Raw genomic sequence first — 23,546 nt, forward strand, 5'->3', positions numbered from 1 at the left:
AGCCGCTCACGATTGAGCGCGGTTCAGCGATCAAGCGCGTCGGGCGTTGTGCCTGCCGCCCAGCCCCCACCCAGCGCCAGGAACAGATCCACCTGACGATCCCCCAGCTGCGCGCGCGATGCTGCCAGCGCGGACTCTGCATCGGCCAGCGCGGCCTCGGCAGACAGCACGTCGATGAAGTCGATCCTGCCGAACCGGTACAACTGCCCAGCCTGATCGCTGGCATGTGCCGCGTCGTCGCGGGCGAGGGCAAGGCTGTGCTCGCGATCGATCTCCTGCGCGTAGGCCGACAGCGCGGTTTCGGTCTGCCGCAGCGCGTCCAGCACCACGCCATCGAACGATGCCAGCGCAGCATCGGCGTTGGCCCCGGCAGCGTCGATCCGTGCGTGGGTTGCGCGGCGGTTCGGCCAGCGCCACGACAGCAGCGGTCCGAAGGACGCGCCGACGCTGTCGCTGTTCAGCAGCTGCTTGAATGAACCTGCCGTGCCGGCGGACGCGCCGATGCTTACCTGCGGGTACAGGGCTGCAGTTTCCACGCCGATCATCGCGGTGGCGGCCGCCAGGCTGCGCTCGGCCGCGCGGACTTCTGGGCGGCGCTGGATCAGCTGGCCACCATCGCCGACCGGAACCGGCTGCTGCAGGCGCGGCGGTTGCTGGCAGTTGGCGACGTCCTGCGGATAGTCGGCTGGTACGCGTCCCATCAGCGCCGCCAGCGCGAACAGGGCCGCCTGCCGCTCGGCAACCAGATGCGGCACCGCCGCCGCGCTGCGGTTGACCGCCGCGCGCGCCCGGCTTACGTCGAACTCGGTTCCGCGTCCGCCGGCCGCCAAGCGGGTGGTGGCGTCCAGCGTAGCGCGCTGCGTAGCGAGCACCCGCTGCGTCGCCGCCAGGGTGAGGTTGGTCGAACAGATGCCGACATAGGCGCGGGTGACAGCGGCGGCGACCACCACCCGCACCTGGTCACTTGCTGCAGCGACAGCCTCTGCATCGGCGCTGGCAGCCTCGATACCGCGGCGGATGCCACCTGCCAGATCCAGTGGGTAGGACAGGTGGATGCCGAGCGCATACACCTGCGGTGGCGAGGTGGGCGAGGTATATCCCCCGGCATGGGCCAGTGTGGCCGATGCATCTGCGTCGGTGCTTGCCGAGCGCTCGGCCCGGTACTGCAGCACCACCGCTGTGGCGCGGCGCAGGTTGGCATCGGCCGCGCGCAGATCGGTGTTGGCCCGCAGTGCTTCGCTGACATAGGCATCGAGCCCTGGATCGTCATACAGCTGCCACCATCGGTCCGGCAGCTCGGTCTGTGCGTAGGCCGCTTGGTGGCTGGATACGAATGCGCGGCGAGCTGCCGGCGCGGCGGCAACCGCGTTGGCCGGCAGCGTGTAGTCCGGGCCGGACACACAGCCGGCCAGCGACAGCGCACAGGCGAGCACGCCCACGCGTGATGCGGTACCGATCACTTGCAGGCTCCCTGCGCGCGCGGAGTGATGGTCACGCTGGCGGTTCTGCCGACGATCAGGCGTGTATCCGGTGCCACGTCGTCCAAGTGGATGCGCACCGGTATCCGCTGCGCCAGCCGCACCCAGGTATACGTTGACGCAACTGATGGCAGCAGGTTGTGGGTGCTCGCGCGCTGATCGTCGGCAATGCCGGCGGCGATGCTCTCCACATGCCCATGCACGTCGCGGCCATCGCCCATCAGGCGGGCGACAGCGGCATCGCCTTCATTGATGCAGTTGAGCTTGGTTTCTTCGAAATAGCCTTCGACCCGGAGGCTGGCGCCGTCGATCAGCGCCAGCGCCTGGGCACCCGGCTGCAGGAAGTCGCCCGGGTGCAGGTCGAGGTTGGTGACGATGCCATCGGCACTGGCGCGCACTTCGGTGCGCTGCACGTTCAGCAGCGCCACCCGCCGCTCCGCACGGGCCTGTGCAAGACCGGCCACTTCGGTATCGACCTTGGCGGCATTGCGTTCCCGCGTTTCCGAAGCCACCAGGTTGCCCAGCGCGATGTCCCGCTTCGATTCACGGCGGGCAAGGGCAAGCGTGGCCTGCGCGCTGCTCACTGCGGCATCGGCCTTGTCCAGCGCGGCGGCGTAGCGCGGCTGGTCCAGCACCAGCAGCAGCTGCCCGGCTTTCACCCGCTGGTTGTCCTGCACCAGCACCTGGGTGACCAGCCCGCCCATGTCCGACGCCACGCGGATCACGTCCGCGCGCACGCGGCCGTCGCGCGTCCACGGCTGCGTTTCGTAACGGTTCCACAGGGACAGGGCCGCGATGACGGCAACGACGAACAGGCAGAGCGTTGCGCTCCAGCGTCCAATGACACTCAACAGGTGCTTCATTTCAGTTTCTCAAGCAGGGGCGCGAGCTGGATCAGCAGCTCCGCCAGGATCACGAACAGCGAAAGGCCCACCAGCGGGCGATAGGCGAACAGCCGGTAAAGGCCGAGGCTTGCCAGCAGCCGCGAGGCCATCATCGACAGCGCCAGTGCGATGAGTGCCACCGCCAGCAGGCCGGGAACGAAGACGCCGTCAATGGAGATATCGGAGAACATCGACTCAGTCCCCATGTACGATCAACGGAGCGATCAGGTCGCGGCGCAGGCCGCAGAGCAGCGGAAGAACACGTTCGGATGCGCCGTTGTTGCCAGCGATGATCACCTCGCGTGTGCGCTCGAGTGATTCCAGCAGCCGCGTATCCACTGTGCGGCATGTGGAGGTACGGATACGGAAGTGGGCCGACGCGCTGTGCAGCAACTGCGCCAGGCAGTCGTGGCTGCGGCGATCACTCAACGCCCCGCCAATTACGCGAAGTTCGGCCACGGCACTGGCCGCGCGCATGTCCGCAAACAGCGTCCGCAACGTGGGGGCTGCATCCGGATGGCCGCGCAGGCGAGGGGCAAGCAGCGCAAGCCGATCCACCATGCGGCTTGTCCAGTCGCTGGCATTTCGCACCTGCCCGGCGGCGCGGCGTGCGATGTCCCGCCGGATCACATCCTGCAGGCGCGCGCGGCTGCGATTGCTGTCCAGCGTCTGCAACAGCGACATGCTGCACAGCGCCGCCGCCGTACCCACGAACAGCGCGACGCTGCTGTTGAGCGCGCCCGCGATGTGGGTGGCATTGGTGGCGCCCAACCCGGCGATGAGGGGGAAGGTGAGCACTACCCCCAATGCGCCCATGATGAACGGCGGGCGGGCGAGGAACGAGCCACACACCAGCAGTGCCGGCGCCAGTGCCATGGCCAGGCCGACGAAATCGGACAGGCCCGGAAAGATAACCAGCGCGTAGAACAGCCCGATGACCACGCCGATGGTCGACCCGATCAGATAGCGCATGACATGCCCGGCAGGTGCCTCGGTGGTCCCGAACAACACGCAGGCCGTACCGATGATGGAGACGGCGGTTGCACCATCGGACCACGCGGTAATGATCCACAGCGCGCAGGCCAGTACGATGCCAACGAAGGCACCCAAGGCGCTGCGCAGGGCGATCCGGTGGTCACGATGCAGCACATGACCGCTCGCCTTCCTGGCAAGGTGCGCGGGCACATGCCGGCGCCAGTCCGGGCGGGCAGCGTGCAGCTGCTCTTCCAGCAGCCGGCAGTCGTGATGCGCAGCATCGAGTTCGGCCTGACGTGCGCAGAGATCTGCACGCATCAATTCCTGCCAAGTGGTGTGCGCCGTGCCAGCGGGCTGCGCGCGCAGCTGGGCCAGTGATTCGTCCACGGCGCTGGACAGCATCAGCACATCGAGCATCCGGTCATGCAGTGCGCGCAGGATCTGCACCTGGGCGACGCCGTGCACACTGTCGAACGGCAGGTGGATGGACAGCGTGTGCAGGTCGAGGAGGTCCGCGGCTACCTTGGAGCGATCCGCAGCCAGTACCGTTTCGTTTGCGCCAGCGCGCATGTCCCGCGTCCAGCGCTCCGCATCGGCGAGGATCGATGCCACGCGCGCGTGCACACGCGGCGAGACCCGGCGTGGCCACAGCAGGCCATGGACCAGCGTCGCCGCAAGAATGCCGATGGAGATTTCCTGCACGCGGGTGATGGCGATGGTGAAGACGTCATCGGGCACCATCACCGCCGGGAAACCAATCAGGCTGGTGGTGTACCCGGCCAGCAGGAAGGCGTACGCACGCGGTGTGCGGTCAAGCATGGCCAAATACAGGCACAGGCCCATCCAGGCGGCCAGTACCACGCTCAACACCATCGGCGCGTTGGCGAACCGCGGCACCAGCAGCACCGTAGCAACCGCACCGCCGACCGTTCCCAGCAGCCGGAACAGGCCACGGCTGAGTGTCGCGCCGGACATCGGCTGCGACACCAGGTACACAGTGCCGATCACCCAGAACGGGCGGGTCAGGCCGATGCGCAGCGAGACATACAGCCCGAGGATCGCGGCGAGCAGGCATTTGAGCGAGAACAGCACCGCTTCGCCGTCGCCCTTCAATGCGGGCGACGTCAACAGCGCGATGGGGCGCGAAAGCCAAGGGCGGGTAGGGGCGGGGATGTGCATGGCGCCATCGTATTCAGCGAGCCCCGCCGCCGAATTTCGCTAGAATGTCACTCTATCGCTGAATCCGGTCATCGAGAATGACTCGCATTTCACTGCCTGGCTTTGATCTGGACCCGGACGCGACGGATCGGCCGGCAGTGGCCAGCCGCCTGCAGGTGGCCGACCACGATGCCGAGATTCCAGTGCATAACCACCGCAAGGGACAGCTGATCCTGGCACTTCATGGCGCGGTGACCTGCGAGGTGGCCAATGCGTTGTGGATCGTGCCGCCACAGTGCGGCGTGTGGATTCCGGGCAGCATGCCGCACAGCAACCGGGCCACCGCCAACGCCCGCCTGTGCTATCTGTTCGTCGAGCCGGGCGTTGTCGACCTGCCACTGCACTGCGTGACGCTGTCGATCTCGCCGATGGTGCGCGAGATGATCCTGCACCTGGCCGATGCGCCGCAGGACTACCCGCGCGGCGGGCACACCGATCGCCTGGCGCGAGTGCTGCTGGACGAACTGGTGCAGATGCCGGCCGAGCGGTTGTACCTGCCGGTGAGCGACCACCCCAAGATCCGTGCGCTGGCTGCGGCGCTGTCGGCCAATCCGGCCGATCGCAGCACCATCAGCGAGTGGGCCAAGCGCCTGGCGTTGGGTGAGCGCACGTTGACGCGGCTGATTGATCGGGAAACCGGACTGTCGTTCGGGCGCTGGCGGCAGCAGCTGCATCTGCTGGTTGCGATTCGCGAGCTTGCCGGCGGCGCGGCTGTGCAGCGGGTGTCTGAAACCCTGGGCTATGAATCGGTGACGGCGTTCATCACGATGTTCAAGAAGGCGCTGGGGCAATCGCCTACGCGGTATTTTGCGGCGCGGTTGCGGAATCAGGATTCTGCTGCTCGTGGTGGTTGATGGTGACTGGCATGAGCGCGGTGAAACAGTGTGGTCGTGGTGATGGCTTTGCCGACAGGGATTAGTGTTGTCGGCTCCCGCGCCAACTTCAGCGAGGCCAGCCTAGAGCCTCGCCTCAGCAGCCTGCCGCATGGCTTCAAGTTTCTTGAAACTAGGCTCGGTCCGGGACTCCGTCGAATGACTGCCGTCTGGGTAAAGGAACACTGTGCTTTCGCCTTTTCGCTTCACCTTGGGACCAATGGATCGGACGAGGAACTGGGGATGGAAGATAGGTTCAAAGTGGACTGCACGTGCGTTCGGTGCTCGGAACCTGATGAATATGTCTGCGTCCGTCGTCAGGCTGATGCTCTTTCTATCTCCGCCAAGAAAGCGTTCGTGCAACCAAGGGTAATAGTTCTGCTTCACTGAGGCGACGCCTTCAGCGCTGATGCTGGCTTTGAAGTTGGGGCCGCCGTGTGCGGAGGCAGATTCATCAAACATTACGATGAGGCCGCCTCCCGCGCCCAATTTCACGTCGCTGCCAAACTTGGATGGATCTCTGTAACTGACGCCAAAAATCGCGTTGCTGAGTCTCCAGCGGCACGCTCCGCCTCCATTCACTGCCAGCGTGGCCTCGTAAAGGTCTGTTCCGGGCCGACGTACAGGTTGAAGATGAAGTCCCGCATAATTGTCTCGCGTGCGCTTCTCCCAATCCAGCATGGAACGGTACGTCGTGGTGCATTTCGTCGAGCGGTAGATCACCTGCATGTCTCTCGCTACAAGCTCCTCTGGCACCTTGATCGTCACCTGGATCGTGCCAGCCTCTGGCTTGGGTGAAAGAGTGCTGTTGCGAGCGAGTTGACAGCCGCTGAGAAACAGGAGTGCAAGAACTGTTGTTGCGATGGAAGATCTCATCTGCTGGAGTCTTGGCATGCTGACTCCTTATGAATGCTGAGGACGCCATTGGCATCCTCCTTGAAGCAGAATGTCGCTTCGTATATTGCAGTAGGCATGTACCAGAGAATTGGAATGTCTCGCCCCATTTGGAAATAGTAGAGCGTGTTCAATCTGAAATGGAAATTCTCCGCATCGTCTTCGTCTGGGTCGTGCTGGTACCCGTCAGGCATTGAACTATATGAAATGCACTTGCCAGGCCTGAGTTTCATCGGCTTGGCATCGTCCTTAAGACTGATGGCCCACCTTCCTGTATGGAGTGTATGGGGCTCCATCAGCAGGAGGCTTGAAACCGGAAACGACCGCCATGCTTTTTGCGGAATGCAGATGGCAGGGATGCCGTCTACCAGCCTGACATCTGCCTCTTCTTTCGCCAGCTGATACGCGTGCACTGCGTAGGGCGCGGAACAGCAACCGGCTGCGACGAGCAACGCCAAAGTGCTCTTGATGATTTTCATTGACCTTCTGATGTCTCCATCTGCCCAAGACTGAGGGGTTGAGCGATTTCGCTACCCTTATCTGCCCTGTCAGCATTGTCGTGCCCGCAAAAGGCAAAGAAGATGCGTGGCGGCGTGGAGCGGTCACAGGACCGAGGATAGTGGGAAGAGCGTCATAATTGCGCGGGCGAGAGGAAGGGGGAGTCCGGGGCAATTACGACATCGGCAGAAGCGACTACTCGCTCACCTGCAACCGCCCCACAGCCTGCGCACTCAACGCCAGGCACGCCAGCATCAGCCCCTCCATCACCCGGTCGCCCACGTAGTCCTCGGGCTCGCCGTTCTGCCGGGTCCGCTCTGCCGCCAGCAGCACTTCCTGTACCACCCGCAACCCGGCCAACGCGCAATCCGAATCGGCAAGCGCCATGCAGCGCCCGGGCAGCTGGTGTCGCTCCGGCCAGGGCTGCCCCCCGGCGGCGGCGCCTTTGCCGATGCGTCTCAGGTTGGCACTCAGGGTGTTCGCATCCGCACAGGGCACAGCCTCTGCCAGGTCATCGGCGTTGGCCGGGTCGCTGTAGGCGTGCAGGTGAGGCAGGTCAGATCCGTTCATGGCGAGGCTCCGTGCAAGGCAATCGGTAGCCGCCACACAGAAAGGTGGCGGACGGTACGTGGTTCGAATCCCGGAGCTCTACGCATACACCGGCGGGCATCAAGCCCCCACGCACCGCCCGCCATAGCCGGCAGACGGATTGCCAGCCGGCGCCACGCAAGGTGACGCCGGCTGGCAAGCGTAAACAACGCATAGAGCATCACGGGGATTCGAAGCCCGGCCACCCGTTTTCGGTGGCACGCCATCTGAGCCCGCGTCGCTGTGCAATGCCAATCAGAAGAGTTGCAAATAGCTCACGATTGGAGACGCTTTCGGCATTGAACCACGCTGTTAAGTACCGGCACTGCTGGCTGCCGCGATGACCCACCGCGACCAGGCAATCTGCGACAGGTGTCGTGATTGAGTGAAGAAGCGAGACGTAGCAGCCGGTTCGAAAACGACAGGGTTGAAGGCCGTACCCTCCAGCGCCACCGCAGTCGAGCTCCGGGTTGACGCTTCCAGCGCTCCGGCGCACTCTGAGGGCTCGGGTCGACAACCTGTTCAGGCGCCCAGCGGCATGGTGGGCTCAGGAGTGAAACAGCCATGAGCCAACTCACCGACGGGTTCGGACGCCGCTTCCCGTATCTGCGCCTGTCATTGACCGAGGCCTGCAACTTCCGTTGCAGTTATTGCCTGCCCGATGGCTACCAGGCCGACGGCCGCCCGCGCTTCCTGGCGGTGGACGAGATCGCGCGCCTGGTGCGTGCCTTTGCCATGCTGGGGATGACCAAGATCCGCCTGACCGGGGGCGAGCCCAGCCTGCGCAGGGATCTGGACGAAATCATCGCTGCGGTGGCGGCCGTGCCGGGCATCCGCAAGGTGGCCATCACCACCAATGGCACGCTGCTGCCGCGGCGCCTGCCGGGCTGGCACCGGTCCGGCCTGACCGCGCTGAACGTGAGCATGGACAGCCTGCAGCGCGAGCGCTTCAGCACCATCACTGGCCATGACCGCCTGCCGGAAATCCAGCAGGGGCTGGAGATGGCACAGGCATTGGGCCTGCCAGCCATCAAGCTCAATGCGGTGCTGCTGCGCGGCCTGAACGACGACGAGCTGCCGCAGTGGATGGCGTTCCTGCGCGACCGCCCTTTCAGCGTGCGCTTCATCGAACTGATGCGCACCGGCGACAACGAAGCCTATTTCCAGCGCCACCATCTGCGCGCCGATGTGGTGATCGAACAGCTGCTGGCCGCTGGCTGGCACGAGCGCCCGCGCGCGGACGATGCCGGCCCGGCGCGCGAGTTCAGCCACCCGCAGCATCGCGGCACGGTGGGCATCATCGCCCCGTACTCGCGTGACTTCTGCAAGGGCTGCAACCGCCTGCGGGTGACCGCCAAGGGTGACCTGCGGCTGTGCCTGTTCGGCGAATTCGGCGTGCCGCTGCGCCCGCTGTTGCAGAGCGACGACGACCAGGACGCGCTGCTGGCACGCATCACCACACAGCTTGGCCTGAAAGCGGCCGGGCACGGATTGCACCAGGGACAGACCGGGTTGACCCCGCATCTGGCTTCGATTGGAGGATGAGGAACACGATGAGTGGTGAATTGACTGCGGCCTTCCACATGGCCGATGTGCGTGACAAGCGCGTTACCCGCCGCCGCGCGGTAGCGGTGGGCGAGCTGCATGCCGGGCCAGTGGCCTACCCGCTGATTGTCGAGCGCCGGTTGCCCAAGGGCGATGCGCTGGTGATGGCCGAGATCGCCGGGCTGCAGGGCGCCAAGATGGCCTCGATGCTGATGCCGCTGTGCCACCCGTTGCCGCTGGAACTGGTGCAGGTGTACTGCGCGCCGGTGCCGGAGCGGCAGGCGATACGCGTGTGGTGCGAGTGCGCCAGCGAGGCCCGCACCGGTGTGGAGATGGAGGCGCTTGCCGGCGTCAACGCGGCACTGCTGACCCTGTACGACCTGAGCAAGCCGGTGGAGCCGGCACTGCGCATCGAGGGCATCCGCCTGCTGTTCAAGGAAGGCGGCAAGCGCGGCCTGTGGCTGCACCCTGAAGGCATGGACGAGAGTGAGCGCGAGCGCTTCAGACCGCGCCCGCCGAAGGGCCTGAGCGGTGCGGCCTGCGCGGTGATCACCCTGAGTGATCGTGCCAGCGAGGGTAGCTATGCCGACGAGTCCGGCCCGAAGCTGGTGAGCGGGCTGCAGGCGCTCGGTGGCGAGGTGGTGGCTGTCGAGGTACTGCCCGATGGTGTCGAACCGCTTGCGGGCCGGCTGCGTGCGCTGGCGGGCGAGGGCGTACGCCTGTGCCTGTGTACCGGCGGCACCGGGCTAGGCCCGCGCGACTTGACCCCGGAGGCGCTGCGTTCGTTGAATGCGCGACCGGTGCACGGCTTGGCGCAGATGGTGCGCGCGTTGAGTGCGCAGCACACGCCGATGGCCTGGCTCAGCCGGGCCGAGGTGGTGCAGCTGGATGACATGCTGGTGTTTGCGCTGCCGGGCAGCCCGCGTGCGGCCGCGCAGTGCCTGGACATTCTGGCGCCGGTGCTGGGCCACGCATTGGCGATGGTCGATGGCGGTGGCCACGCATGATTGCCTACAGCGAAGCACTGCAGCATCTGATGGAAGCGGCTGCACCGCTGCCGGCCGAGCGGCTGGCATTGCATGAGGCTGCGGGTCGCATCCTGGCCACGGACATCATCAGCGGGCAGTCGTTGCCGCCGTTCGACAACTCGGCGATGGACGGCTTCGCGCTGCGCGCCAATGGCACGCCGTTCGAAAGCGATACCGAATTTGTGGTGCAGGGCTGGCAGGCGGCGGGCGACGTCGGTGCCGAGGGCGGCGACGGCGCCTGGGAAATCATGACTGGCGCGCGCATGCCGGTTGGGCTGGATACGGTGGTGCCGATCGAGAACGTGGAGATCCTTGCCAGCGAGCAGGGTCGCCCGACCCGCATTGCGTTGAAGAGCGGGGTGAAACCTGGCCAGAACGTGCGCCTGCGCGGACAGGACGTGGAAGAAGGCGAGCGCGTGCTGCAGGCCGGGCAGGCGCTGGACATCAATGCACGCACCCTGCTGCACGCCATCGGCGTGGCCGAGGTGGCGGTGGTGGCACGGCCGAAGGTCGCGGTCATTGCCACCGGCAAGGAGCTGGTGACCGAAGCGGCGCAGGCGCTGGAGTCCGGACAGATCCGTGACAGCAACCGGCCCTATCTGATCAGCCGCCTGCAGGCCGCCGGTGCCGAGGTGGTGTGGCAGGGCACGGTGGGCGATGACGTGGCTGCCTTCGATGCGGTGCTGGACGACGCGCTGGCTGCGGGTGCGAAGGTGCTGATCAGCACCGGCGCGGTGTCGGCCGGCCGCTACGACTTCATTCCCGATGCGCTGCGCGCCCGCGGCGCCCGCATCGTGTTCCACAAGGTGGCGATCCGCCCGGGCAAGCCGCTGCTGTTTGCAGTGCTGCCCGATGGCGCGCTGTATTTCGGCCTGCCGGGCAACCCGGTGTCGGCGGCGGTGGGGCAGCGTTTCTTCGTTGAACCGGTGTTGCGTCGCCTGCTGGGCCTGGTCGCAGAGCCGCTGCTGCAGCTGCCGTTGCAGGCCGATGTGCGCAAACCGCCGGGCCTGCGCTTCCACGCGCGTGCGCGGGTGGACGTGGACGCGCAGGGGCGCTTGAGCGCGCGCGTGCTGTCTGGGCAGGAATCGTTCCGTTTGAAATCGATGCTGCAGGCCAACGCCTGGGTGGTGCTGGAGGGCGAGGGTGACCTCGTCGCGGCCGGCACACCGGTGCGCGTGCAGGGCTGGGGCCATCAGGACCCGCTGCAGCTGGCAACCCAGGAGTCATGATGAAACAGGTGAATCTGCAGTTGTTCGGTGCATTTTCCGATCTGGATGCCAGCCGCGAGATCGCGCTGGAGGTGGCCGGTGGCACGGTGGCCGATCTGCGCCAGGCGCTGCGTGAGCTGTTGCCGGTGCGCTTTCCCGGTTTCCGCGCCGGGTTGCTGGACTATTCGGCCTTTGCCGACCAGCAGCGCGTGCTGCGTGACCACGAGGCGCTGCCTGCCGATGGCAAGGTGGCGATCCTGCCGCCGGTGAGCGGGGGCTGAGCCATGAGCAGCAACGTGACTGCCAAGGTGGTGGACCGCGCGCAGCGCGCCATCGACCCGGCCGAAGGCATCGCGGCGGTGTCCGACCCGGCATTCGGCGGCATCGATGTGTTCATCGGCAAGGTGCGCGACTTCAATGTGGGGCGGCCGGTGACCGGCATCACCTATGACCTGTTCGAACCGCTGGTGCTGAACGAGATCCAGCGCTTTGCGGCGGAGATCGAAGCGACGTTCGGGCCGAAGCTGAAGCTGTATGTGGCGCATGCCAAGGGCCGCCTGGGCATTGGCGATGTTGCGGTGGTGGTGGCTGCGGGCAGCCCGCACCGTGATGAAGCGTTCCGCGCGTGCCGGCAGTTGATCGAGGCGGTGAAACACCAGTGCCCGATCTGGAAGCAGGAACATTACGAGGACGGCGACAGCGAGTGGAGCGAAGGCTGCACGCTGTGCCACGCCGACGGTGAACCGGCGCATGATCATCATTGACTCGGGTAGATCCACGCCATGCGTGGATGGAGCCTTCCCCTCGCGCCCGACAGGAGCGGTCACGCATGGCGTGGTCGGGTTTCCCGCGTGAAAACGCCCATCGCCGGCATCGTGCTGGCCGGTGGCCTGTCCAGCCGGATGGGCCGTGACAAGGCGCTGCTGCCCTGGCAGGGGCGCACGCTGCTGGAGCACATGCGCGGCACGTTGCGGCTGGCCGGGGCAGATCGGGTCTGGGTCAGCGGACGCTATCCGGCGTTCGGCGGCGTGCCGGACCAGATCACGCGCTGCGGGCCACTGGGTGGCCTGTACAGCGTGGCGGTGCAGATGCCCGATGGCCCTGCCTGGGTGGTGCCGGTGGATACACCCCGGTTGACCTCGGAGCTATTGCAGCAGTTGCGTGAGCGACATCGCGGCGCTTGCACGATCTTTGACGGGCATCCGCTTCCGATGCTGTTTAATGTAGGCAATGAAAGCCGCACGATCCTCGAAACCATGATCCACGATCCCCTCGGCCCGCGCTCCCTGCAGGCCCTGCAACACCGGCTGGACGCACAGGCACTGCGCCTGGCCCACGCCGATGAAAGCGCCCTGATCAACTGCAATACCCCCACCCAATGGGAGGACGTTGCCTCATGAAGGTGCAGTTGCAGGAACAGACAATGCGCTTGCGCCTGGACGAGGCCGAGCTGGCCACGCTGCTGGCCGGTGAAACGGTGGAGAACCTGACCCGATTCGGTGGCAGCGGCGGTTGGGGCACGGCCGTTTCGTTGCACGGCGGTGAAAGCGCTGTGCTGCTCGACAGCGGCACCGATTGCCGCCTGGTATTGCCCCGGTCTTCCGTGGAGGACCTGGCTGGACGCCTGCCATGCCGCGATGGCCTGGCCTTTGCGCTGTATCTGGACGACGGCACCACGCTGCAACTGCAGTTCGATGTGGATGTGCGCGACAGCGTGCGCCAGCGCGGCGCAGGCCGGCGCAGCACGTCACCTGCGGCGTGACCCGTGCAGTGCACGGAAGGCGATGGGGCCGTGCCGTATGATGGAGGCTTCCGTTCGAGCGTTGCCGTGATGTCTTCGATTCCGTCCCCTCAGCCGCGCCCCGGCCGGGCCACGCCGAATCCTGCCGCCGCCGATGATGGCGACGCGCTGCATTTCTGCAGCACCTGTGCCTTCTCCGATGCCTGCATGTCGCAGGGCTATGACAAGACGGCGCTGGGCGAACTGCATGTGCTGGTCGACCACGTCGGGCCGTTCCATGCGGGGGAATACATCTTCCGTGCGGGTGAGGCCTTCGATTCCATCGCCGCTGTGCGCGCAGGCATGGTCAAGACCTTCGTCGACGACAGCCAGGGCAACGAGCAGGTGCTGGGTTTTGCTCTGCCGGGCGAGGTGATCGGGCTCAACGCGATTCACGGTTCGCGCTTCCCCTGCAATGCGGTGGCACTGGATACGGTGCACCTGTGCCGCATTTCGTTCCCCAAGCTGAGCCTGCTGGCCACCCGCATGCCGGGGCTGCAGGCCAAGCTGTTCAGCCTGCTCAGTGCGGAGATCGGCAAGGTCGCCACGCTGGCGGCCAACCACCGTACCGACGAGCGCATGGCCGCCTTTCTGATGGACATGTCCGAGCGCTATGCACGGCGCGGGTTCTCCGCGACCCGCTTCAACCTGACCATGGCCCGCACCGAGATCGCCAACTACCTGCGGATGGCGCCGGAGACGGTCAGCCGGGTGCTGCGGCGGCTGAGCGAGGAGGGTGTCATCGCAGTCAACCAACGTGAGATGCTGCTGCTGCAACCCGAGCGGCTGGCGGCGCTGGCCGTGGCCAGGGATTCCGAACCGGATTGAACACGGCCAAGGAGCCGATATGAAGACGCTGGGCGTGTTGTTGCTGGGGATGGTGGCTGCGCTGCCAGCGTGGTCGGCCGAACTTACGGTGTCGGCGGCATCCAGCCTTACCGAGGGCTTCCGCGAGCTGGGCGCAGCCTATGAGAAGGCGAACCCGGGCAGCAGGGTCGACTTCAACTTTGCTGCCTCCGGGGTGTTGCTGCAGCAGATCGCGCGCGGCGCGCCGGTGGATGTGTTCGCCTCCGCCGATGAAAAAACGATGGACCAGGCCGCGCAGCAGAAGCTGCTGGCAGCGGGTACGCGCGAGGTCTTCGCAGTGAACGCGCTGTGGGTGGTCGTGCCGCCGCAGGCGAAAGCGCCGCCGCGCGCACTGGCCGATCTGGCGGGTGCCGCTGTGCAGCGCATCGCACTGGGCAACCCGGAAAGCGTGCCGGTGGGTCGCTACGCGCAGGGGGCGTTGCAGGCCGCCAAGCTGTGGCCGGCCGTGCAGGGCAAGGTGATCAGTACGCAGAACGTGCGGCAGTCGCTGGATTACGTGGCGCGGGGCGAGGTGGATGCGGGGTTTGTCTACGCCACCGACGCGCAGGCAATGCCTGATCGCGTGCGGCGCGCGTTCCAGGTTCCGGTTGCCGGACGCATCGCCTATCCGCTGGCGGTGGTGCAGGCCAGCACGCAGCCGGTGGAAGCCAGGCGCTTCGCGGCGTTCGTGCGCTCGGCGCAGGGCCAGGCGATCCTGCACAAGCACGGGTTCGGCAAGCCCTGACGGATGGACCTGGACTGGAGCGCACTGGGATTGTCGTTGAAGGTGGCCGGCTGGGCCACGGCGATCAATCTTGTTGCCGGCGTGGCACTTGGCGCGCTGCTGGCCCGACGGCGCTTTCCCGGTCGGGAACTGCTGGATTCGATACTGACCCTGCCGATGGTGCTGCCGCCGACGGTGCTGGGCTATTACCTGCTGGTGCTGATCGGGCGCAATGGCCCGATCGGCGCCTGGTTGCAGTCGTGGTTCGGCATCAACCTGGTATTTACCTGGCAGGCGGCGGTGATCGCTGCTGCGGTGGCGTCGTTTCCGCTGGTGTTCAAGCCAGCACGCGCTGCATTCGAGGAAGTGGACGGTCAGTTGGAGCAGGCCGCGCGCACGCTGGGCGTGTCCGAAGCGGCGGTGTTCTTCCGCATCACCCTGCCGCTGGCATGGCGCGGGATTCTGGCGGGCCTGCTGCTGGCGTTCGCACGGGCGATGGGTGAGTTCGGCGCCACGCTGATGGTGGCCGGCAGCATTCCGGGCCGCACGCAGACCTTGTCGATCGCCATCTATGAAGCGGTGCAGGCGGGGCAGGATGGCAAGGCCAATGCGCTGGTGATCCTGACGTCGGTGGTGTGCATCGTGATCCTGCTGCTGGCCGCGCGCCTGGTGGGTGGGCGCCGCCGGGAGCTGCGCGATGTGGCTTGACCTGCAGGTGCAGCGGCGATTGCAGGCGTCCGGCCAGACGTTCGAGCTGGACGTTGCACTGCAGTGCACGCAGCGGCAGGTGGTGCTGTTCGGGCCTTCCGGCGCTGGCAAGAGCCTGACGCTGAAAGCGGTGGCCGGCCTGCTACGACCGGAGCAAGGGCATGTGCGCCTGCACGGGCAGGCACTGTTCGATGCGGGAGCGGGGGTCGATCTGCCACCGCAGCGTCGTCGCCTGGGATATGTGTTCCAGGACTACGCGCTGTTTCCGCACCTGAGCGTGCGTCAGAACGTGGCGTTCGGGCTGCAGCGGGGCTGGTTGAATCCACCACGTGGCACCCGTATCGAGGCAGTGGAGCAGTGGCTGCAGGCATTCCGGATCGAGCACGTGGCGGATCTGCTGCCGTCGCAGGTATCGGGCGGACAGCGCCAGCGCACGGCGTTGGCGCGTGCACTGGTGACCCGGCCGCAGGCGCTGCTGCTGGACGAACCGTTCGCAGCGCTCGACCACGACCTGCGCCAGCACCTGCGGCAGGAGCTGGAAACCGTGCTGGATGAAACCGGTATTCCGCTGCTGCTGATCAGCCACGACCCGCAGGATGTGGCGGTGTTCGGCCAGCAGGTGGCGCGGGTGGTGGACGGGCGCGTCGTCGGCGGATGACGCGCGGCGTTTGTGACGGGCCATATCCTGGCGCGCCATGTATCCACGCAGGTAGTGCCGGCCGCTGGCCGGCAGCGTCGTAGCGCCAACAGCAGCCGGCCAGCGCCCGGCTCTACCCGAGGGACGGTTCAATACAGCTCGCAGTGGGTGCGACCCTCACTGCGCAGGGCATCCCAATGGCCTTCGCCGCCGATCGCGTCGATGGCTTCGCGCATCGCACCTTCCAGGTGGCTCTTGTTGCCACACAGGTAGATGTGGCCGCCACGGGCCAGCACATCCCGCATCTGCGTGGCCTGCTGCTGCAGCACATGCTGCACATAGACCTTCTGCGCAGCATCGCGCGAGAACGCTGTGTGCAGGCTGGCCAGTACGCCACGCGCCTGCCAGTCCTGCAACTGCTCGCGGTACAGGAAGTCATGCTCGCGGTGCTTCTCGCCGAACACCAGATGGACCTCCCGCGCATCGCCGGTGGCCTGCAGTTCCTGCATCAGACCCATCAGCGGCGCGATGCCGGTACCGGTGCCCACCAGCAGCAGGGGCGCGTCGCCGCCTTCGGGCAGGTGGAAGCCCGGATTGGAGCGGCAGTACACACGCGCCGTGTCGCCGCCGTGCAGCAGGCTGCCCGTGGCGGTGCCGAAGCGTTCGCGGCCACGCAGGGCGTAGCGCACTTCGCGTACACACAGGCTCAGCTGGTCATCGCGCGGATGCGAGGCAATCGAGTAGGCGCGCGGCAGGCAGGGTGAGAGTAGCTCGCGCAATCGCGCCAGCGGAACCGACTGCGGGGTGGCGTGGTCCTGCAGCACGTCCAGCAGGTCCAGGCCATGCAGGTAGGCGTCCAGTTCGCGTTTCTGGCTGATCTTCAGCAGGCTTTTCAGTACGTCGCTACCCCCCAGCCTGGCCAGTTCGCGCAGTACGCCCTTGCTGAGCAGGCGCAGTTCGCGGTCGCGCAGCGCGTCGACGGCGCTGGAATCGCCATACCAGCTGGCCAGGGCCTGCAGCAGCGCAGGATCGTTTTCTGCAACCAGATGCAGGGTGTCGCCGGCCCGGTAGGCCATGCCGCTGCCCGCGATGTCCAGCTGCAGGTGCCAGGCGGCGGGGGTGCTGTGATTCAGTCGGCGCCGTTCGACAATGCCGGCGGCGAACGCGTTGTCTTCGCCGTAGGCCGTCACCTGCAGGCGCAGATCCTGGCCGGCGGTCGCATCACCGTCCAGTACTTGGCCCAGCACCGGCCGCCACTGCTGGAAGAACTGTTCGTAGCCGAGGTCGGCGTCGACACGGTGCAGTAGTGGCTGCGCCTGACGATCACTCAACGCTGCATCCAGCGCCTTGGTGAAACCGCAGAAGCTGGGGTAGCCGGTATCCCCCAGGCCGAACACCGCGTAGCGCAGTCCGGGCAGGGCGGGCGCCTGTCGCAGCGACTCGAAGAAGCGCTCGCCATTGGCCGGTGGCTCGCCGTCGCCGAACGAGCTGGAGATGGCCAGCAGCACATCGCCGTGGCCGAGGCCGGCCACATCGATGTCATTGAACGGCAGGACCTGCGGTCCATGCGGCTGCAGTTCCGGGTCCGCACCCAGGCGTTGGGCCAGGGCGCGGGCGTTGCCCGACTCGGAGGCGAAACCCAGCAGCAGCCGGCTGATGGGCCTGCGTGTGGGGATGGCGTTCACGCAGCCTCGTAGAAGTCGTCGAACGTTTCCTTGCTGAACTCGACCAGGTCGTAGTTCTGCATCAGGTCGTTCACCACGCGGCGGATGCTGATGTACGAGGTGATGTTGCCATCGGCGTCGAACAGCGGCTGCACGGTGGTGTCGACCACGTAGAGCACGCCGCCCTTGCCAAGGTTGGGCACGATGCCGGTCCAGGTCTTGCCGACCTTGATGGTGTCCCACATGTCCTTGTAGACGGCCTTGGGTACGTCCGGATGGCGGACGATGCTGTGCGGCTGGCCGATCAGTTCCTCGCGCGCGAACCCGGTGAGCGTGCAGAACAGGTCGTTGGCATAGGTGATGTTGCCCTGCAGGTCGGTGGTGGAAATCACCATCACGTTCTGCATGGCGTTGAGCAGCTGGGCGGTGTCGGGGGTGTAGCTCATCGCAGGTCCTTTGGATGCCGGTGACGCCGGCGTATTGGGTTCCTGCATAGAGATACGCGCCCGTGGCGTGGGGCGGATTGATATAGGTCAAGCGTGTGCCCGGAGGGGGCTGCGACCGGCTGTCGCAGGGAGGGGCGGCGCTAGCGGGGGCTCACCCCATCACATACCGCAGCACACCCGCCGATACCACGCCGATCAGCACCGTCGGCAGCATCGACAGCCGCGTGGCCGCAAGCAACGTGATCGCCAGTGCAGCCAGGTCGGCCGGCTTGTCGGCCACGAAGTCCGGGGCGATCACCGAGATCAGCACGCAGCCCGGGGCGGCTTCCATCACCGTCACCGCGCGCTTGCTCAGGGTGCGGTTGCGCAGCGCGAGGAAACCGATGATGCGGGTGAGATAGGTGGCGGCGGCCATCAGGATGATGGTCAGCACCGAGGTCCAGTGGATCAGGCCGTTGAAGATCATGCGGCGTCCTCGGCCAGCAGCCACGCAGCGGCCAGACCGGCCAGCGCGCCGCTGGCGACGTACCAAGCGCCGGGCACCAGCAGGTAGGTGCCCGCTGCCACCACCAGGCTGACCAGCCATGGCCGGGCGGCGCGCATGCCTTGCCACATGCCGCGCAGCAACACCAGGAACACGGCGGGGAAGGCCATGTCGAAGCCATAGGCGTGGATGTCACCGAGCAGTGGGCCGACGATCGCGCCCAGCGCGGTGCACAGTACCCACACGGTGTACAGGCCGGCCGACACGCCGAGGTAGTAGGACAGGCTGAAGCCCAGTGCCCGACGGCGCGCATCGGCCACGCCCAGTGCCCAGCTTTCATCGCACATGAAGAACAGCGCCGGCAGCACGCGACGGCGCGGCAGGTGCTGCAGCAGCGGCGCCAGGCTGGCGCCCATCAACAGGTGGCGGCTGTTGACCAGTGCGGTGATCGCTACGATCAGCGCGATGTGTGGCGGCGAAGTCCACAGTTCGACCGCGGCGAATTCAGAGCCACCGGCAAAGTTGAGGCCGGTCATCAGCGGCACTTCCAGCGCCGACAGGCCCTTCTGGGCGGCTTGGGCACCGAGCACCAGGGCGAAAGGAATGAAGCCGATCATCACCGGCACGGCGGCGCGCAGGCCGCGCAGGAATTCGGCGCGCGGTGCTGTGTCGCACGCGGGATCAGGCAGGGGCAGGGTGGTTCGGGCGTCCATGGATCAACAACGGGTGGGGGTGGCCCATGCTAACGGTCCGATCACGAAATCGGGTTGCGTTGATGCCATTGAGCCGACGGAATGTGGAATATCATGCGGCCATCAGCCTGATGGGTGAAATTTCATGCAGTACCAGCTCGACAACCTGGACCGCCGCATCCTCGACGCCCTGCAGCGCGATGGTCGCCTGCAGAACCTGGAGCTTTCGCGACAGGTGGGGCTGTCGCCGTCCGCCTGCCTGCGCCGGGTCCGCCTGCTGGAAGAGGGCGGCTACATCGATCGCTACGTGGCCCTGCTCAACGCGGCGAGGATCGGGCGTGGGTTCACGGTGTTCGTCCGCGTGTGGCTGCGTGGCCAGGACGAAGACACCACCAACCACTTCATCAACAGCATCAAGTCCTTCCCGGAAGTGCTTGAATGCCATCTGATGGCGGGCGACTGCGACTTCCTGCTGCGGGTGGCCGTGGCCGACCTTGATGCGTACCGGCAGTTCCAGATACAGCACCTCAACCGGATCGCCGGGGTGCAGAACACCAAGACCGAAATCCCCATGCAGCGGATCAAGCAGACCACTGAACTGCCGGTCTGAACGGCCCGGCGCGTCCCCTGCGCGCCGCCGTCATCGCAATGACACGTGACGCCGCTACGGTTTGACCCGCTTGCCGGCCGTGCGCAGGTCGACCCGCCTGGTCGCACCGCGCTTCGCCGCTGCAGCTGATGTCGCTGCCGAGGGTCATGTGTTCTACGTCAGGGGGCTGAATGGACAGCATGCGATCAGACGTTGGAGGGTGGCGGCCGCCGCCGGGTTGCTGTTCGCCTTCGCTGCCGCCGCACAGGACGACATCCGCGCCTATGACATTCCCGCGCAGCCGCTGGAACAGGCGGTCGAGCGCTTCAGTGTCGTCAGCGGGTGGTCGGTGATGTATCCCGGCGACCTCGGCACGGGCCGCAGCAGCCATCCGCTGCAGGCCAGCCTGCCGCCACTGCAGGCGCTGCAGGTGGTGCTGCAGGATACGGGTGTCGAGGCCGAGCTGATCGGTGCGCAGCGCGTGGTACTGCGCCGCGGCGCACACGCGGGCACCGATGCCTCCCCGACCGATGTGACCACCGACCTCGGGCAGCGTCGCCGCTTCGGCGACCTGCAGCAGCGGCTGCGCACTGCATTCTGTGGCGACCCTGACCTTGCACCGGGCGCCTATGCGGCGACGCTGCGCTTCCGCATTGCCAACGACGGCCAGGTGCAGGAACCCGAACTGCTTGCCGGCAGCGGCAGCCCCCGCCGCGATGCGCGTCTTCTGCAGGCGATGCAGGTGCTGCGGCTGGACGCCGATGCTGCCGCGCTGCCGCAGCCGGTGACACTGCAGATCCGTCCTTCCAGCGCGAGCCACGACTGTGGCCGGCGCCCGCCCCAACCATGACGTCAAGGAATCGAACATGAGCAACAGCACGGCTGGGGCGGTAGACCTGATGGACCATCTACTGGGCGCGTACGACGAACTGAAGCGCCGCTTGGTGCGCAAGCTGGGCTCGGAAGAGCTGGCGGGCGACGCGCTGCAGGACACCTGGATGCGCCTGAGCACGCGTCGTGATCGCCTGGACCCGGTACAGAACCCCGCCGCGTACCTGCTGCGCATGGCGATGAACACCGTGATCGACCGCCAGCGCGCCGACCATCGCCTGCTGAGCCTGGAAGAAGTGGATACGTTGATGGACATGGCCGATCCCGGCCCCGGGCCCGCACAGGCGGCCGAGCAGGAGATGGCGCTGGAAGACATGGTCGGCCTGCTGCAGCGGATGCCCGAGCGCCGCCGTCGGATACTGCTGGCGATCCGTGTGGACGGCCTGCAGCAGCGCGATGTGGCCGAGCACCTGGGCGTCTCGTTGCGGCTGGTGCAGCGTGAGCTGAAAGCCGCACAGGATTACCTGGCCGAACGCAGCGGGCAGGGACGGCAGGTGCGGTTCTGAGGCACGGCATCCGTCTACACTTTGACGCCGAGCAGAACCCCGCAGCGTGCGGGGACGGCAAGAGCCCTCATGGACGCTGACGATCAACCGCACCGCCCGCTCGACGCCGTGGAGCGCCAGGCCCACGCGTGGGTGGTACGGTTGACCTCGGGCGAAGCCACTGCGGCCGATGCCAGGAAATTCCGCCAATGGTGCGAGGCCGATCCCGGCCATCGGCACGCCTTTGCGCGCGCGAAACGGCAATGGGAACAGGTACGCCTGGCCGGTGAGCAGCTGCCTGCCGCTGCGCGCCAGCCGCAGCCTGCAACCCCGGCACAACGCTGGAGCCGGCGCGCATTCCTGGGTGCGGCCGTGGCGGCACCTGCGAGCCTGGCCGTGGTGGCTGCGCTGCACCCGCCACTGGGCCTGTGGCCTTCGGTGACGGCGATGACCGCCGATTTCCATACCGGTACCGGCGAGCGGCTGCAGATTGCGCCGACGCCGCACCTAAAGATCGAACTGGATACGCAGAGCAGCCTGCGCCGGCGCAGTGATGCCCAGGGTGAAGGCTTCGAGCTGGTGCAGGGACAGGCGGCGATCGAGGCCGCTGCGGGAGCGCGCCTGGCGCTGTTCGCCGGGCCGGGTTGCCTGGTGGCCGACGAGGGCGCAGCACGCCTGGATGTGCGCAATACCGATGGCCAGGTGCGCGTGACCTGCCTGCGCGGCAGCGTGCGCATTGAGCATCCGCAAGGTCGCCTGCAGCTGCAGGCCGGCCAGCAGACGGTGTATGACGAGCGCCTCAGTGGTGTGGTGGCCGAAGCCGTGGCGGCCGAAGTCAGCGCCTGGACCGAAGGCATGCTGGTGTTCCGCCGCGCGCCACTGCGTGAGGTGGTGGCCGAGATCAACCGCTACCGGCGCGGCAAGGTGCTGCTGGGCGAATCCGCATTGGCGCGGGCGCCGGTCAGTGGTCGCTTCCGCATTGATGATCCGGATGCCGCACTGGAGCAGCTCGGGCAGACGCTGTCACTCGGCCTGCGTCGCTTTCCCGGTGGAATTGCCGTCTTGGGGTAAGACCCTGGCTGCGCGCGACGCGCACGCCCGCTGCATGCATGGAGAGGCCAAGGATGCGCAACGAGACCATCGGTGTGTTGGATCTGCGCCGCAATCTGTCGGCGCTGCTGGAAACCACCCAGCGGCGGCCGCTGATGGTGCACCGCTATGGCGCGCCGTGGGTATGCGTGGTGTCCGACCCGCAGTGGCGGCAGCAGGCGGTGCTGCTGGAGTTCGAGCCACAGGACCATCCGTTGGCGATGCTGCTGCGGTTGCAGCGGCAGGCGCTGCCACTTTCGGAATCGGGAACGCTGCCTGCCGCTGCACTGGCACGTGCCTTGTTGCTGATGGCCATGCACGGCATCGAGGGTCTGGCGGCACTTCACGATCACGTGCGCTACCACCGGTTGTGGCACTGGTTCGTGGCCGCCAGCGATGCACAGATGGAGGGATGGCAGCTGCCACTGCTGCAGGCGATGACGGCGGCGCTGCTGGATGACCCGGACGCGATGCACGCGCTGGCGGCATTCGCGCAGCGCAGCGACGTTGCCGTGCTGGCCCGGCGGTGTGGCGGACAGGCGCCCCGCCTGGACCTGCAAGCCTGCAGGCGGATGACGTTGCGGTGACATTCCCGCGATGCTGCCACGCACTGCTCAACATCGCATTCGTGCTGTCGCTTCGGTTGCCTTGCTGACGTCTTCTGCAGAGTACGACGCTCCCGCGTCGCGGAGCGCAGGCGACGCCGATGAACGACAGTCGCAGGATCAGCATGCTGGAGCTGGACCGCCACCTGAGCCAGTCGCTGGAGCAGGCACGGCATGCGCCAGTGAATGTGCAGCGCTATGGGCAGCCGTGGGTGTGGATGCTGTCCAGCGATGCCTGGGCCGATGCGGCAAGGTGGTCAGCGCTGGATGTCAGCGGCCATCCGCTGATGCTGCTGCGGCAGGCGCTGGACGCATGCCTGCAGCCGTGGCCTGAAGCGGCCTTGGCCACGCTTGCGCAGGAGAGCGCGGAAGTGCGCATGGTGCAGCGTGCGGTGCTGCTGATCGCGCTGTGCGCCCCTGGCAGCGTGCAGCGCCTGCACGACGATCTGCGCTATCACCAAGTGTACCGGCAATTCATCGGCTTCGACCATGGCATGGCCTGGTCGCCCCCGCAGTGCATGCGCCTCCTGCAGGCGTGTGCCGCGCCACTGCTGCAGCACTGCGTGGAGGAAACGCTTGCGCGCGTTCCGTCTTCGCTGCTGGACGCTGCCTGCGTAGCGAACGCGTGCCGTGTGGGTGATCGGCTGCAGGAACGGCCGATTTCCGCAGGATGTTTATCGTACTGACACATGTGCCGCTGACCATGGGGCGGCGGTCT

29 protein-coding genes are annotated in these 23,546 nt (G+C 66.6%); 18 read left to right on the forward strand and 11 right to left on the reverse strand.

The genetic code is table 11. From position 1 onward, the window contains the following. Positions 1-23: 23 nt before the first annotated feature. From AC07UW_RS07860 to AC07UW_RS07875, 4 genes are read right to left on the reverse strand one after another with little or no spacing between them, the layout of a single operon-like run. Positions 24-1,460: an efflux transporter outer membrane subunit gene (locus AC07UW_RS07860; protein ID WP_495211779.1), complete on the reverse strand. Its 1,437-nt coding sequence runs from the start codon at positions 1,458-1,460 to the stop codon at positions 24-26. Then, the gene (locus AC07UW_RS07865; RefSeq protein ID WP_495211780.1) at positions 1,457-2,341 is read right to left on the reverse strand and encodes an HlyD family secretion protein; all 885 of its coding nucleotides are present in this window, start codon (positions 2,339-2,341) and stop codon (positions 1,457-1,459) included. Before AC07UW_RS07865 ends, AC07UW_RS07860 begins: the two co-directional genes overlap by 4 nt. After that, positions 2,338-2,553, reverse strand: coding sequence for a DUF1656 domain-containing protein (locus tag AC07UW_RS07870; RefSeq protein WP_025874327.1), 216 nt, complete (start codon positions 2,551-2,553; stop codon positions 2,338-2,340). Before AC07UW_RS07870 ends, AC07UW_RS07865 begins: the two co-directional genes overlap by 4 nt. 4 nt (positions 2,554-2,557) lie before the next feature. Then, positions 2,558-4,516 (reverse strand): FUSC family protein, encoded by a 1,959-nt coding sequence (locus tag AC07UW_RS07875; protein ID WP_495211781.1) that lies wholly within the window; start codon positions 4,514-4,516, stop codon positions 2,558-2,560. Positions 4,517-4,593: 77 nt separating this feature from the next. Between AC07UW_RS07875 and AC07UW_RS07880 the strand changes: the two genes are divergently transcribed. After that, positions 4,594-5,409: an AraC family transcriptional regulator gene (locus AC07UW_RS07880; RefSeq protein ID WP_336028929.1), complete on the forward strand. Its 816-nt coding sequence runs from the start codon at positions 4,594-4,596 to the stop codon at positions 5,407-5,409. 102 nt (positions 5,410-5,511) lie between these two features. Here AC07UW_RS07880 and AC07UW_RS07885 read toward each other — a convergent pair whose 3' ends face one another. The 3 genes from AC07UW_RS07885 to AC07UW_RS07895 form a co-directional block, all read right to left on the reverse strand. After that, positions 5,512-6,321 carry a hypothetical protein gene (locus tag AC07UW_RS07885; protein ID WP_495211782.1) on the reverse strand — a complete coding sequence of 270 codons (810 nt, stop codon included), beginning with the start codon at positions 6,319-6,321 and terminating at the stop codon, positions 5,512-5,514. Further along, positions 6,300-6,800, reverse strand: coding sequence for a hypothetical protein (locus tag AC07UW_RS07890; RefSeq protein WP_495211783.1), 501 nt, complete (start codon positions 6,798-6,800; stop codon positions 6,300-6,302). The genes AC07UW_RS07885 and AC07UW_RS07890 overlap by 22 nt, the downstream gene beginning before the upstream one ends. 214 nt (positions 6,801-7,014) lie before the next feature. Next, entirely contained in the window at positions 7,015-7,389 is a 375-nt protein-coding gene (locus AC07UW_RS07895) for a hypothetical protein (RefSeq protein ID WP_495211784.1), read from the reverse strand. A gap of 582 nt (positions 7,390-7,971) precedes the next feature. Between AC07UW_RS07895 and moaA the strand changes: the two genes are divergently transcribed. The 11 genes from moaA (at position 7,972) to AC07UW_RS07950 (ending at position 15,904) form a co-directional block, all read left to right on the forward strand. Continuing rightward, positions 7,972-8,952 carry a GTP 3',8-cyclase MoaA gene (gene moaA, locus AC07UW_RS07900; RefSeq protein ID WP_495211785.1) on the forward strand — a complete coding sequence of 327 codons (981 nt, stop codon included), beginning with the start codon at positions 7,972-7,974 and terminating at the stop codon, positions 8,950-8,952. Between the two features lie 8 nt (positions 8,953-8,960). Next, a complete protein-coding gene (gene moaCB, locus AC07UW_RS07905; protein WP_495211786.1) occupies positions 8,961-9,959 on the forward strand; it encodes a bifunctional molybdenum cofactor biosynthesis protein MoaC/MoaB in 999 nt (332 codons plus the stop codon). Continuing rightward, complete coding sequence (locus AC07UW_RS07910) at positions 9,956-11,209, forward strand: molybdopterin molybdotransferase MoeA (protein WP_495211787.1); 1,254 nt, start codon at positions 9,956-9,958, stop codon at positions 11,207-11,209. The genes moaCB and AC07UW_RS07910 overlap by 4 nt, the downstream gene beginning before the upstream one ends. After that, on the forward strand, positions 11,209-11,469 hold the full coding sequence (locus tag AC07UW_RS07915; RefSeq protein ID WP_049463966.1) for a MoaD/ThiS family protein: 261 nt from the start codon (positions 11,209-11,211) through the stop codon (positions 11,467-11,469). Before AC07UW_RS07910 ends, AC07UW_RS07915 begins: the two co-directional genes overlap by 1 nt. Before the next feature lie 3 nt (positions 11,470-11,472). Then, positions 11,473-11,952 (forward strand): molybdenum cofactor biosynthesis protein MoaE, encoded by a 480-nt coding sequence (locus AC07UW_RS07920; protein ID WP_313250919.1) that lies wholly within the window; start codon positions 11,473-11,475, stop codon positions 11,950-11,952. Positions 11,953-12,090: 138 nt separating this feature from the next. Continuing rightward, entirely contained in the window at positions 12,091-12,588 is a 498-nt protein-coding gene (gene mobA, locus AC07UW_RS07925) for a molybdenum cofactor guanylyltransferase (protein WP_495211932.1), read from the forward strand. Continuing rightward, positions 12,585-12,950, forward strand: coding sequence for a hypothetical protein (locus AC07UW_RS07930; protein WP_495211788.1), 366 nt, complete (start codon positions 12,585-12,587; stop codon positions 12,948-12,950). The genes mobA and AC07UW_RS07930 overlap by 4 nt, the downstream gene beginning before the upstream one ends. A gap of 69 nt (positions 12,951-13,019) precedes the next feature. After that, the gene (locus AC07UW_RS07935; RefSeq protein ID WP_495211789.1) at positions 13,020-13,796 is read left to right on the forward strand and encodes a helix-turn-helix domain-containing protein; all 777 of its coding nucleotides are present in this window, start codon (positions 13,020-13,022) and stop codon (positions 13,794-13,796) included. Between the two features lie 19 nt (positions 13,797-13,815). Continuing rightward, complete coding sequence (gene modA, locus AC07UW_RS07940; protein ID WP_495211790.1) at positions 13,816-14,559, forward strand: molybdate ABC transporter substrate-binding protein; 744 nt, start codon at positions 13,816-13,818, stop codon at positions 14,557-14,559. A 3-nt stretch (positions 14,560-14,562) separates the two neighbouring features. Continuing rightward, entirely contained in the window at positions 14,563-15,246 is a 684-nt protein-coding gene (gene modB, locus AC07UW_RS07945; RefSeq protein ID WP_025874355.1) for a molybdate ABC transporter permease subunit, read from the forward strand. Beyond that, on the forward strand, positions 15,236-15,904 hold the full coding sequence (locus AC07UW_RS07950; RefSeq protein ID WP_263934907.1) for an ATP-binding cassette domain-containing protein: 669 nt from the start codon (positions 15,236-15,238) through the stop codon (positions 15,902-15,904). Before modB ends, AC07UW_RS07950 begins: the two co-directional genes overlap by 11 nt. A 128-nt stretch (positions 15,905-16,032) precedes the next feature. Here AC07UW_RS07950 and AC07UW_RS07955 read toward each other — a convergent pair whose 3' ends face one another. The 4 genes from AC07UW_RS07955 to AC07UW_RS07970 all read right to left on the reverse strand — a co-directional run bounded on the left by AC07UW_RS07955 (position 16,033) and on the right by AC07UW_RS07970 (position 19,190). Beyond that, positions 16,033-17,568 (reverse strand): diflavin oxidoreductase, encoded by a 1,536-nt coding sequence (locus AC07UW_RS07955; RefSeq protein ID WP_495211791.1) that lies wholly within the window; start codon positions 17,566-17,568, stop codon positions 16,033-16,035. Beyond that, a complete protein-coding gene (locus tag AC07UW_RS07960) occupies positions 17,565-17,993 on the reverse strand; it encodes a PAS domain-containing protein (RefSeq protein ID WP_495211792.1) in 429 nt (142 codons plus the stop codon). The genes AC07UW_RS07955 and AC07UW_RS07960 overlap by 4 nt, the downstream gene beginning before the upstream one ends. Before the next feature lie 151 nt (positions 17,994-18,144). Continuing rightward, positions 18,145-18,459 (reverse strand): AzlD family protein, encoded by a 315-nt coding sequence (locus AC07UW_RS07965; protein ID WP_033831264.1) that lies wholly within the window; start codon positions 18,457-18,459, stop codon positions 18,145-18,147. Next, positions 18,456-19,190 (reverse strand): AzlC family ABC transporter permease, encoded by a 735-nt coding sequence (locus AC07UW_RS07970; protein WP_033831262.1) that lies wholly within the window; start codon positions 19,188-19,190, stop codon positions 18,456-18,458. Before AC07UW_RS07970 ends, AC07UW_RS07965 begins: the two co-directional genes overlap by 4 nt. Positions 19,191-19,314: 124 nt before the next feature. Here AC07UW_RS07970 and AC07UW_RS07975 point away from each other — a divergent pair, with 124 nt between their 5' ends. The 6 genes from AC07UW_RS07975 (at position 19,315) to AC07UW_RS08000 (ending at position 23,514) form a co-directional block, all read left to right on the forward strand. Further along, positions 19,315-19,779, forward strand: a complete 465-nt coding sequence (locus tag AC07UW_RS07975; RefSeq protein ID WP_025874361.1) for an Lrp/AsnC family transcriptional regulator — start codon at positions 19,315-19,317, stop codon at positions 19,777-19,779. 148 nt (positions 19,780-19,927) lie between these two features. After that, positions 19,928-20,608: a TonB-dependent receptor gene (locus AC07UW_RS07980; protein WP_495211933.1), complete on the forward strand. Its 681-nt coding sequence runs from the start codon at positions 19,928-19,930 to the stop codon at positions 20,606-20,608. 16 nt (positions 20,609-20,624) lie between these two features. Then, a complete protein-coding gene (locus AC07UW_RS07985) occupies positions 20,625-21,155 on the forward strand; it encodes an RNA polymerase sigma factor (RefSeq protein ID WP_025874363.1) in 531 nt (176 codons plus the stop codon). Positions 21,156-21,224: 69 nt separating this feature from the next. Beyond that, on the forward strand, positions 21,225-22,205 hold the full coding sequence (locus AC07UW_RS07990; RefSeq protein WP_025874364.1) for a FecR family protein: 981 nt from the start codon (positions 21,225-21,227) through the stop codon (positions 22,203-22,205). Between the two features lie 53 nt (positions 22,206-22,258). Further along, a complete protein-coding gene (locus tag AC07UW_RS07995) occupies positions 22,259-22,810 on the forward strand; it encodes a hypothetical protein (RefSeq protein WP_495211793.1) in 552 nt (183 codons plus the stop codon). 119 nt (positions 22,811-22,929) lie between these two features. Continuing rightward, the gene (locus AC07UW_RS08000) at positions 22,930-23,514 is read left to right on the forward strand and encodes a hypothetical protein (protein ID WP_495211794.1); all 585 of its coding nucleotides are present in this window, start codon (positions 22,930-22,932) and stop codon (positions 23,512-23,514) included. Positions 23,515-23,546 lie beyond the last annotated feature (32 nt).

The organism is Stenotrophomonas sp. GW821-FHT02D01, from assembly GCF_059421765.1.

Bases quoted from the DNA above. Each gene is read 5' to 3' on its own strand.
- AC07UW_RS07975 (WP_025874361.1), top strand. From the start codon at position 19,315: ATGCAGTACCAGCTCGACAACCTGGACCGCCGCATCCTCGACGCCCTG.
- AC07UW_RS07935 (WP_495211789.1), top strand. From the start codon at position 13,020: ATGTCTTCGATTCCGTCCCCTCAGCCGCGCCCCGGCCGGGCCACGCCG.
- moaCB (WP_495211786.1), top strand. From the start codon at position 8,961: ATGAGTGGTGAATTGACTGCGGCCTTCCACATGGCCGATGTGCGTGAC.
- AC07UW_RS07910 (WP_495211787.1), top strand. From the start codon at position 9,956: ATGATTGCCTACAGCGAAGCACTGCAGCATCTGATGGAAGCGGCTGCA.
- AC07UW_RS07985 (WP_025874363.1), top strand. From the start codon at position 20,625: ATGAGCAACAGCACGGCTGGGGCGGTAGACCTGATGGACCATCTACTG.
- AC07UW_RS07950 (WP_263934907.1), top strand. From the start codon at position 15,236: ATGTGGCTTGACCTGCAGGTGCAGCGGCGATTGCAGGCGTCCGGCCAG.
- AC07UW_RS07920 (WP_313250919.1), top strand. From the start codon at position 11,473: ATGAGCAGCAACGTGACTGCCAAGGTGGTGGACCGCGCGCAGCGCGCC.
- AC07UW_RS07930 (WP_495211788.1), top strand. From the start codon at position 12,585: ATGAAGGTGCAGTTGCAGGAACAGACAATGCGCTTGCGCCTGGACGAG.
- AC07UW_RS07915 (WP_049463966.1), top strand. From the start codon at position 11,209: ATGAAACAGGTGAATCTGCAGTTGTTCGGTGCATTTTCCGATCTGGAT.
- AC07UW_RS07960 (WP_495211792.1), bottom strand. From the start codon at position 17,993: ATGAGCTACACCCCCGACACCGCCCAGCTGCTCAACGCCATGCAGAAC.
- AC07UW_RS07990 (WP_025874364.1), top strand. From the start codon at position 21,225: ATGGACGCTGACGATCAACCGCACCGCCCGCTCGACGCCGTGGAGCGC.
- AC07UW_RS07970 (WP_033831262.1), bottom strand. From the start codon at position 19,190: ATGGACGCCCGAACCACCCTGCCCCTGCCTGATCCCGCGTGCGACACA.
- modA (WP_495211790.1), top strand. From the start codon at position 13,816: ATGAAGACGCTGGGCGTGTTGTTGCTGGGGATGGTGGCTGCGCTGCCA.
- AC07UW_RS07870 (WP_025874327.1), bottom strand. From the start codon at position 2,553: ATGTTCTCCGATATCTCCATTGACGGCGTCTTCGTTCCCGGCCTGCTG.
- AC07UW_RS07885 (WP_495211782.1), bottom strand. From the start codon at position 6,321: ATGCCAAGACTCCAGCAGATGAGATCTTCCATCGCAACAACAGTTCTT.
- AC07UW_RS07995 (WP_495211793.1), top strand. From the start codon at position 22,259: ATGCGCAACGAGACCATCGGTGTGTTGGATCTGCGCCGCAATCTGTCG.
- AC07UW_RS07965 (WP_033831264.1), bottom strand. From the start codon at position 18,459: ATGATCTTCAACGGCCTGATCCACTGGACCTCGGTGCTGACCATCATC.
- moaA (WP_495211785.1), top strand. From the start codon at position 7,972: ATGAGCCAACTCACCGACGGGTTCGGACGCCGCTTCCCGTATCTGCGC.
- AC07UW_RS07890 (WP_495211783.1), bottom strand. From the start codon at position 6,800: ATGAAAATCATCAAGAGCACTTTGGCGTTGCTCGTCGCAGCCGGTTGC.
- AC07UW_RS08000 (WP_495211794.1), top strand. From the start codon at position 22,930: ATGAACGACAGTCGCAGGATCAGCATGCTGGAGCTGGACCGCCACCTG.
- mobA (WP_495211932.1), top strand. From the start codon at position 12,091: ATGGGCCGTGACAAGGCGCTGCTGCCCTGGCAGGGGCGCACGCTGCTG.
- AC07UW_RS07895 (WP_495211784.1), bottom strand. From the start codon at position 7,389: ATGAACGGATCTGACCTGCCTCACCTGCACGCCTACAGCGACCCGGCC.
- AC07UW_RS07865 (WP_495211780.1), bottom strand. From the start codon at position 2,341: ATGAAGCACCTGTTGAGTGTCATTGGACGCTGGAGCGCAACGCTCTGC.
- modB (WP_025874355.1), top strand. From the start codon at position 14,563: ATGGACCTGGACTGGAGCGCACTGGGATTGTCGTTGAAGGTGGCCGGC.
- AC07UW_RS07875 (WP_495211781.1), bottom strand. From the start codon at position 4,516: ATGCACATCCCCGCCCCTACCCGCCCTTGGCTTTCGCGCCCCATCGCG.
- AC07UW_RS07880 (WP_336028929.1), top strand. From the start codon at position 4,594: ATGACTCGCATTTCACTGCCTGGCTTTGATCTGGACCCGGACGCGACG.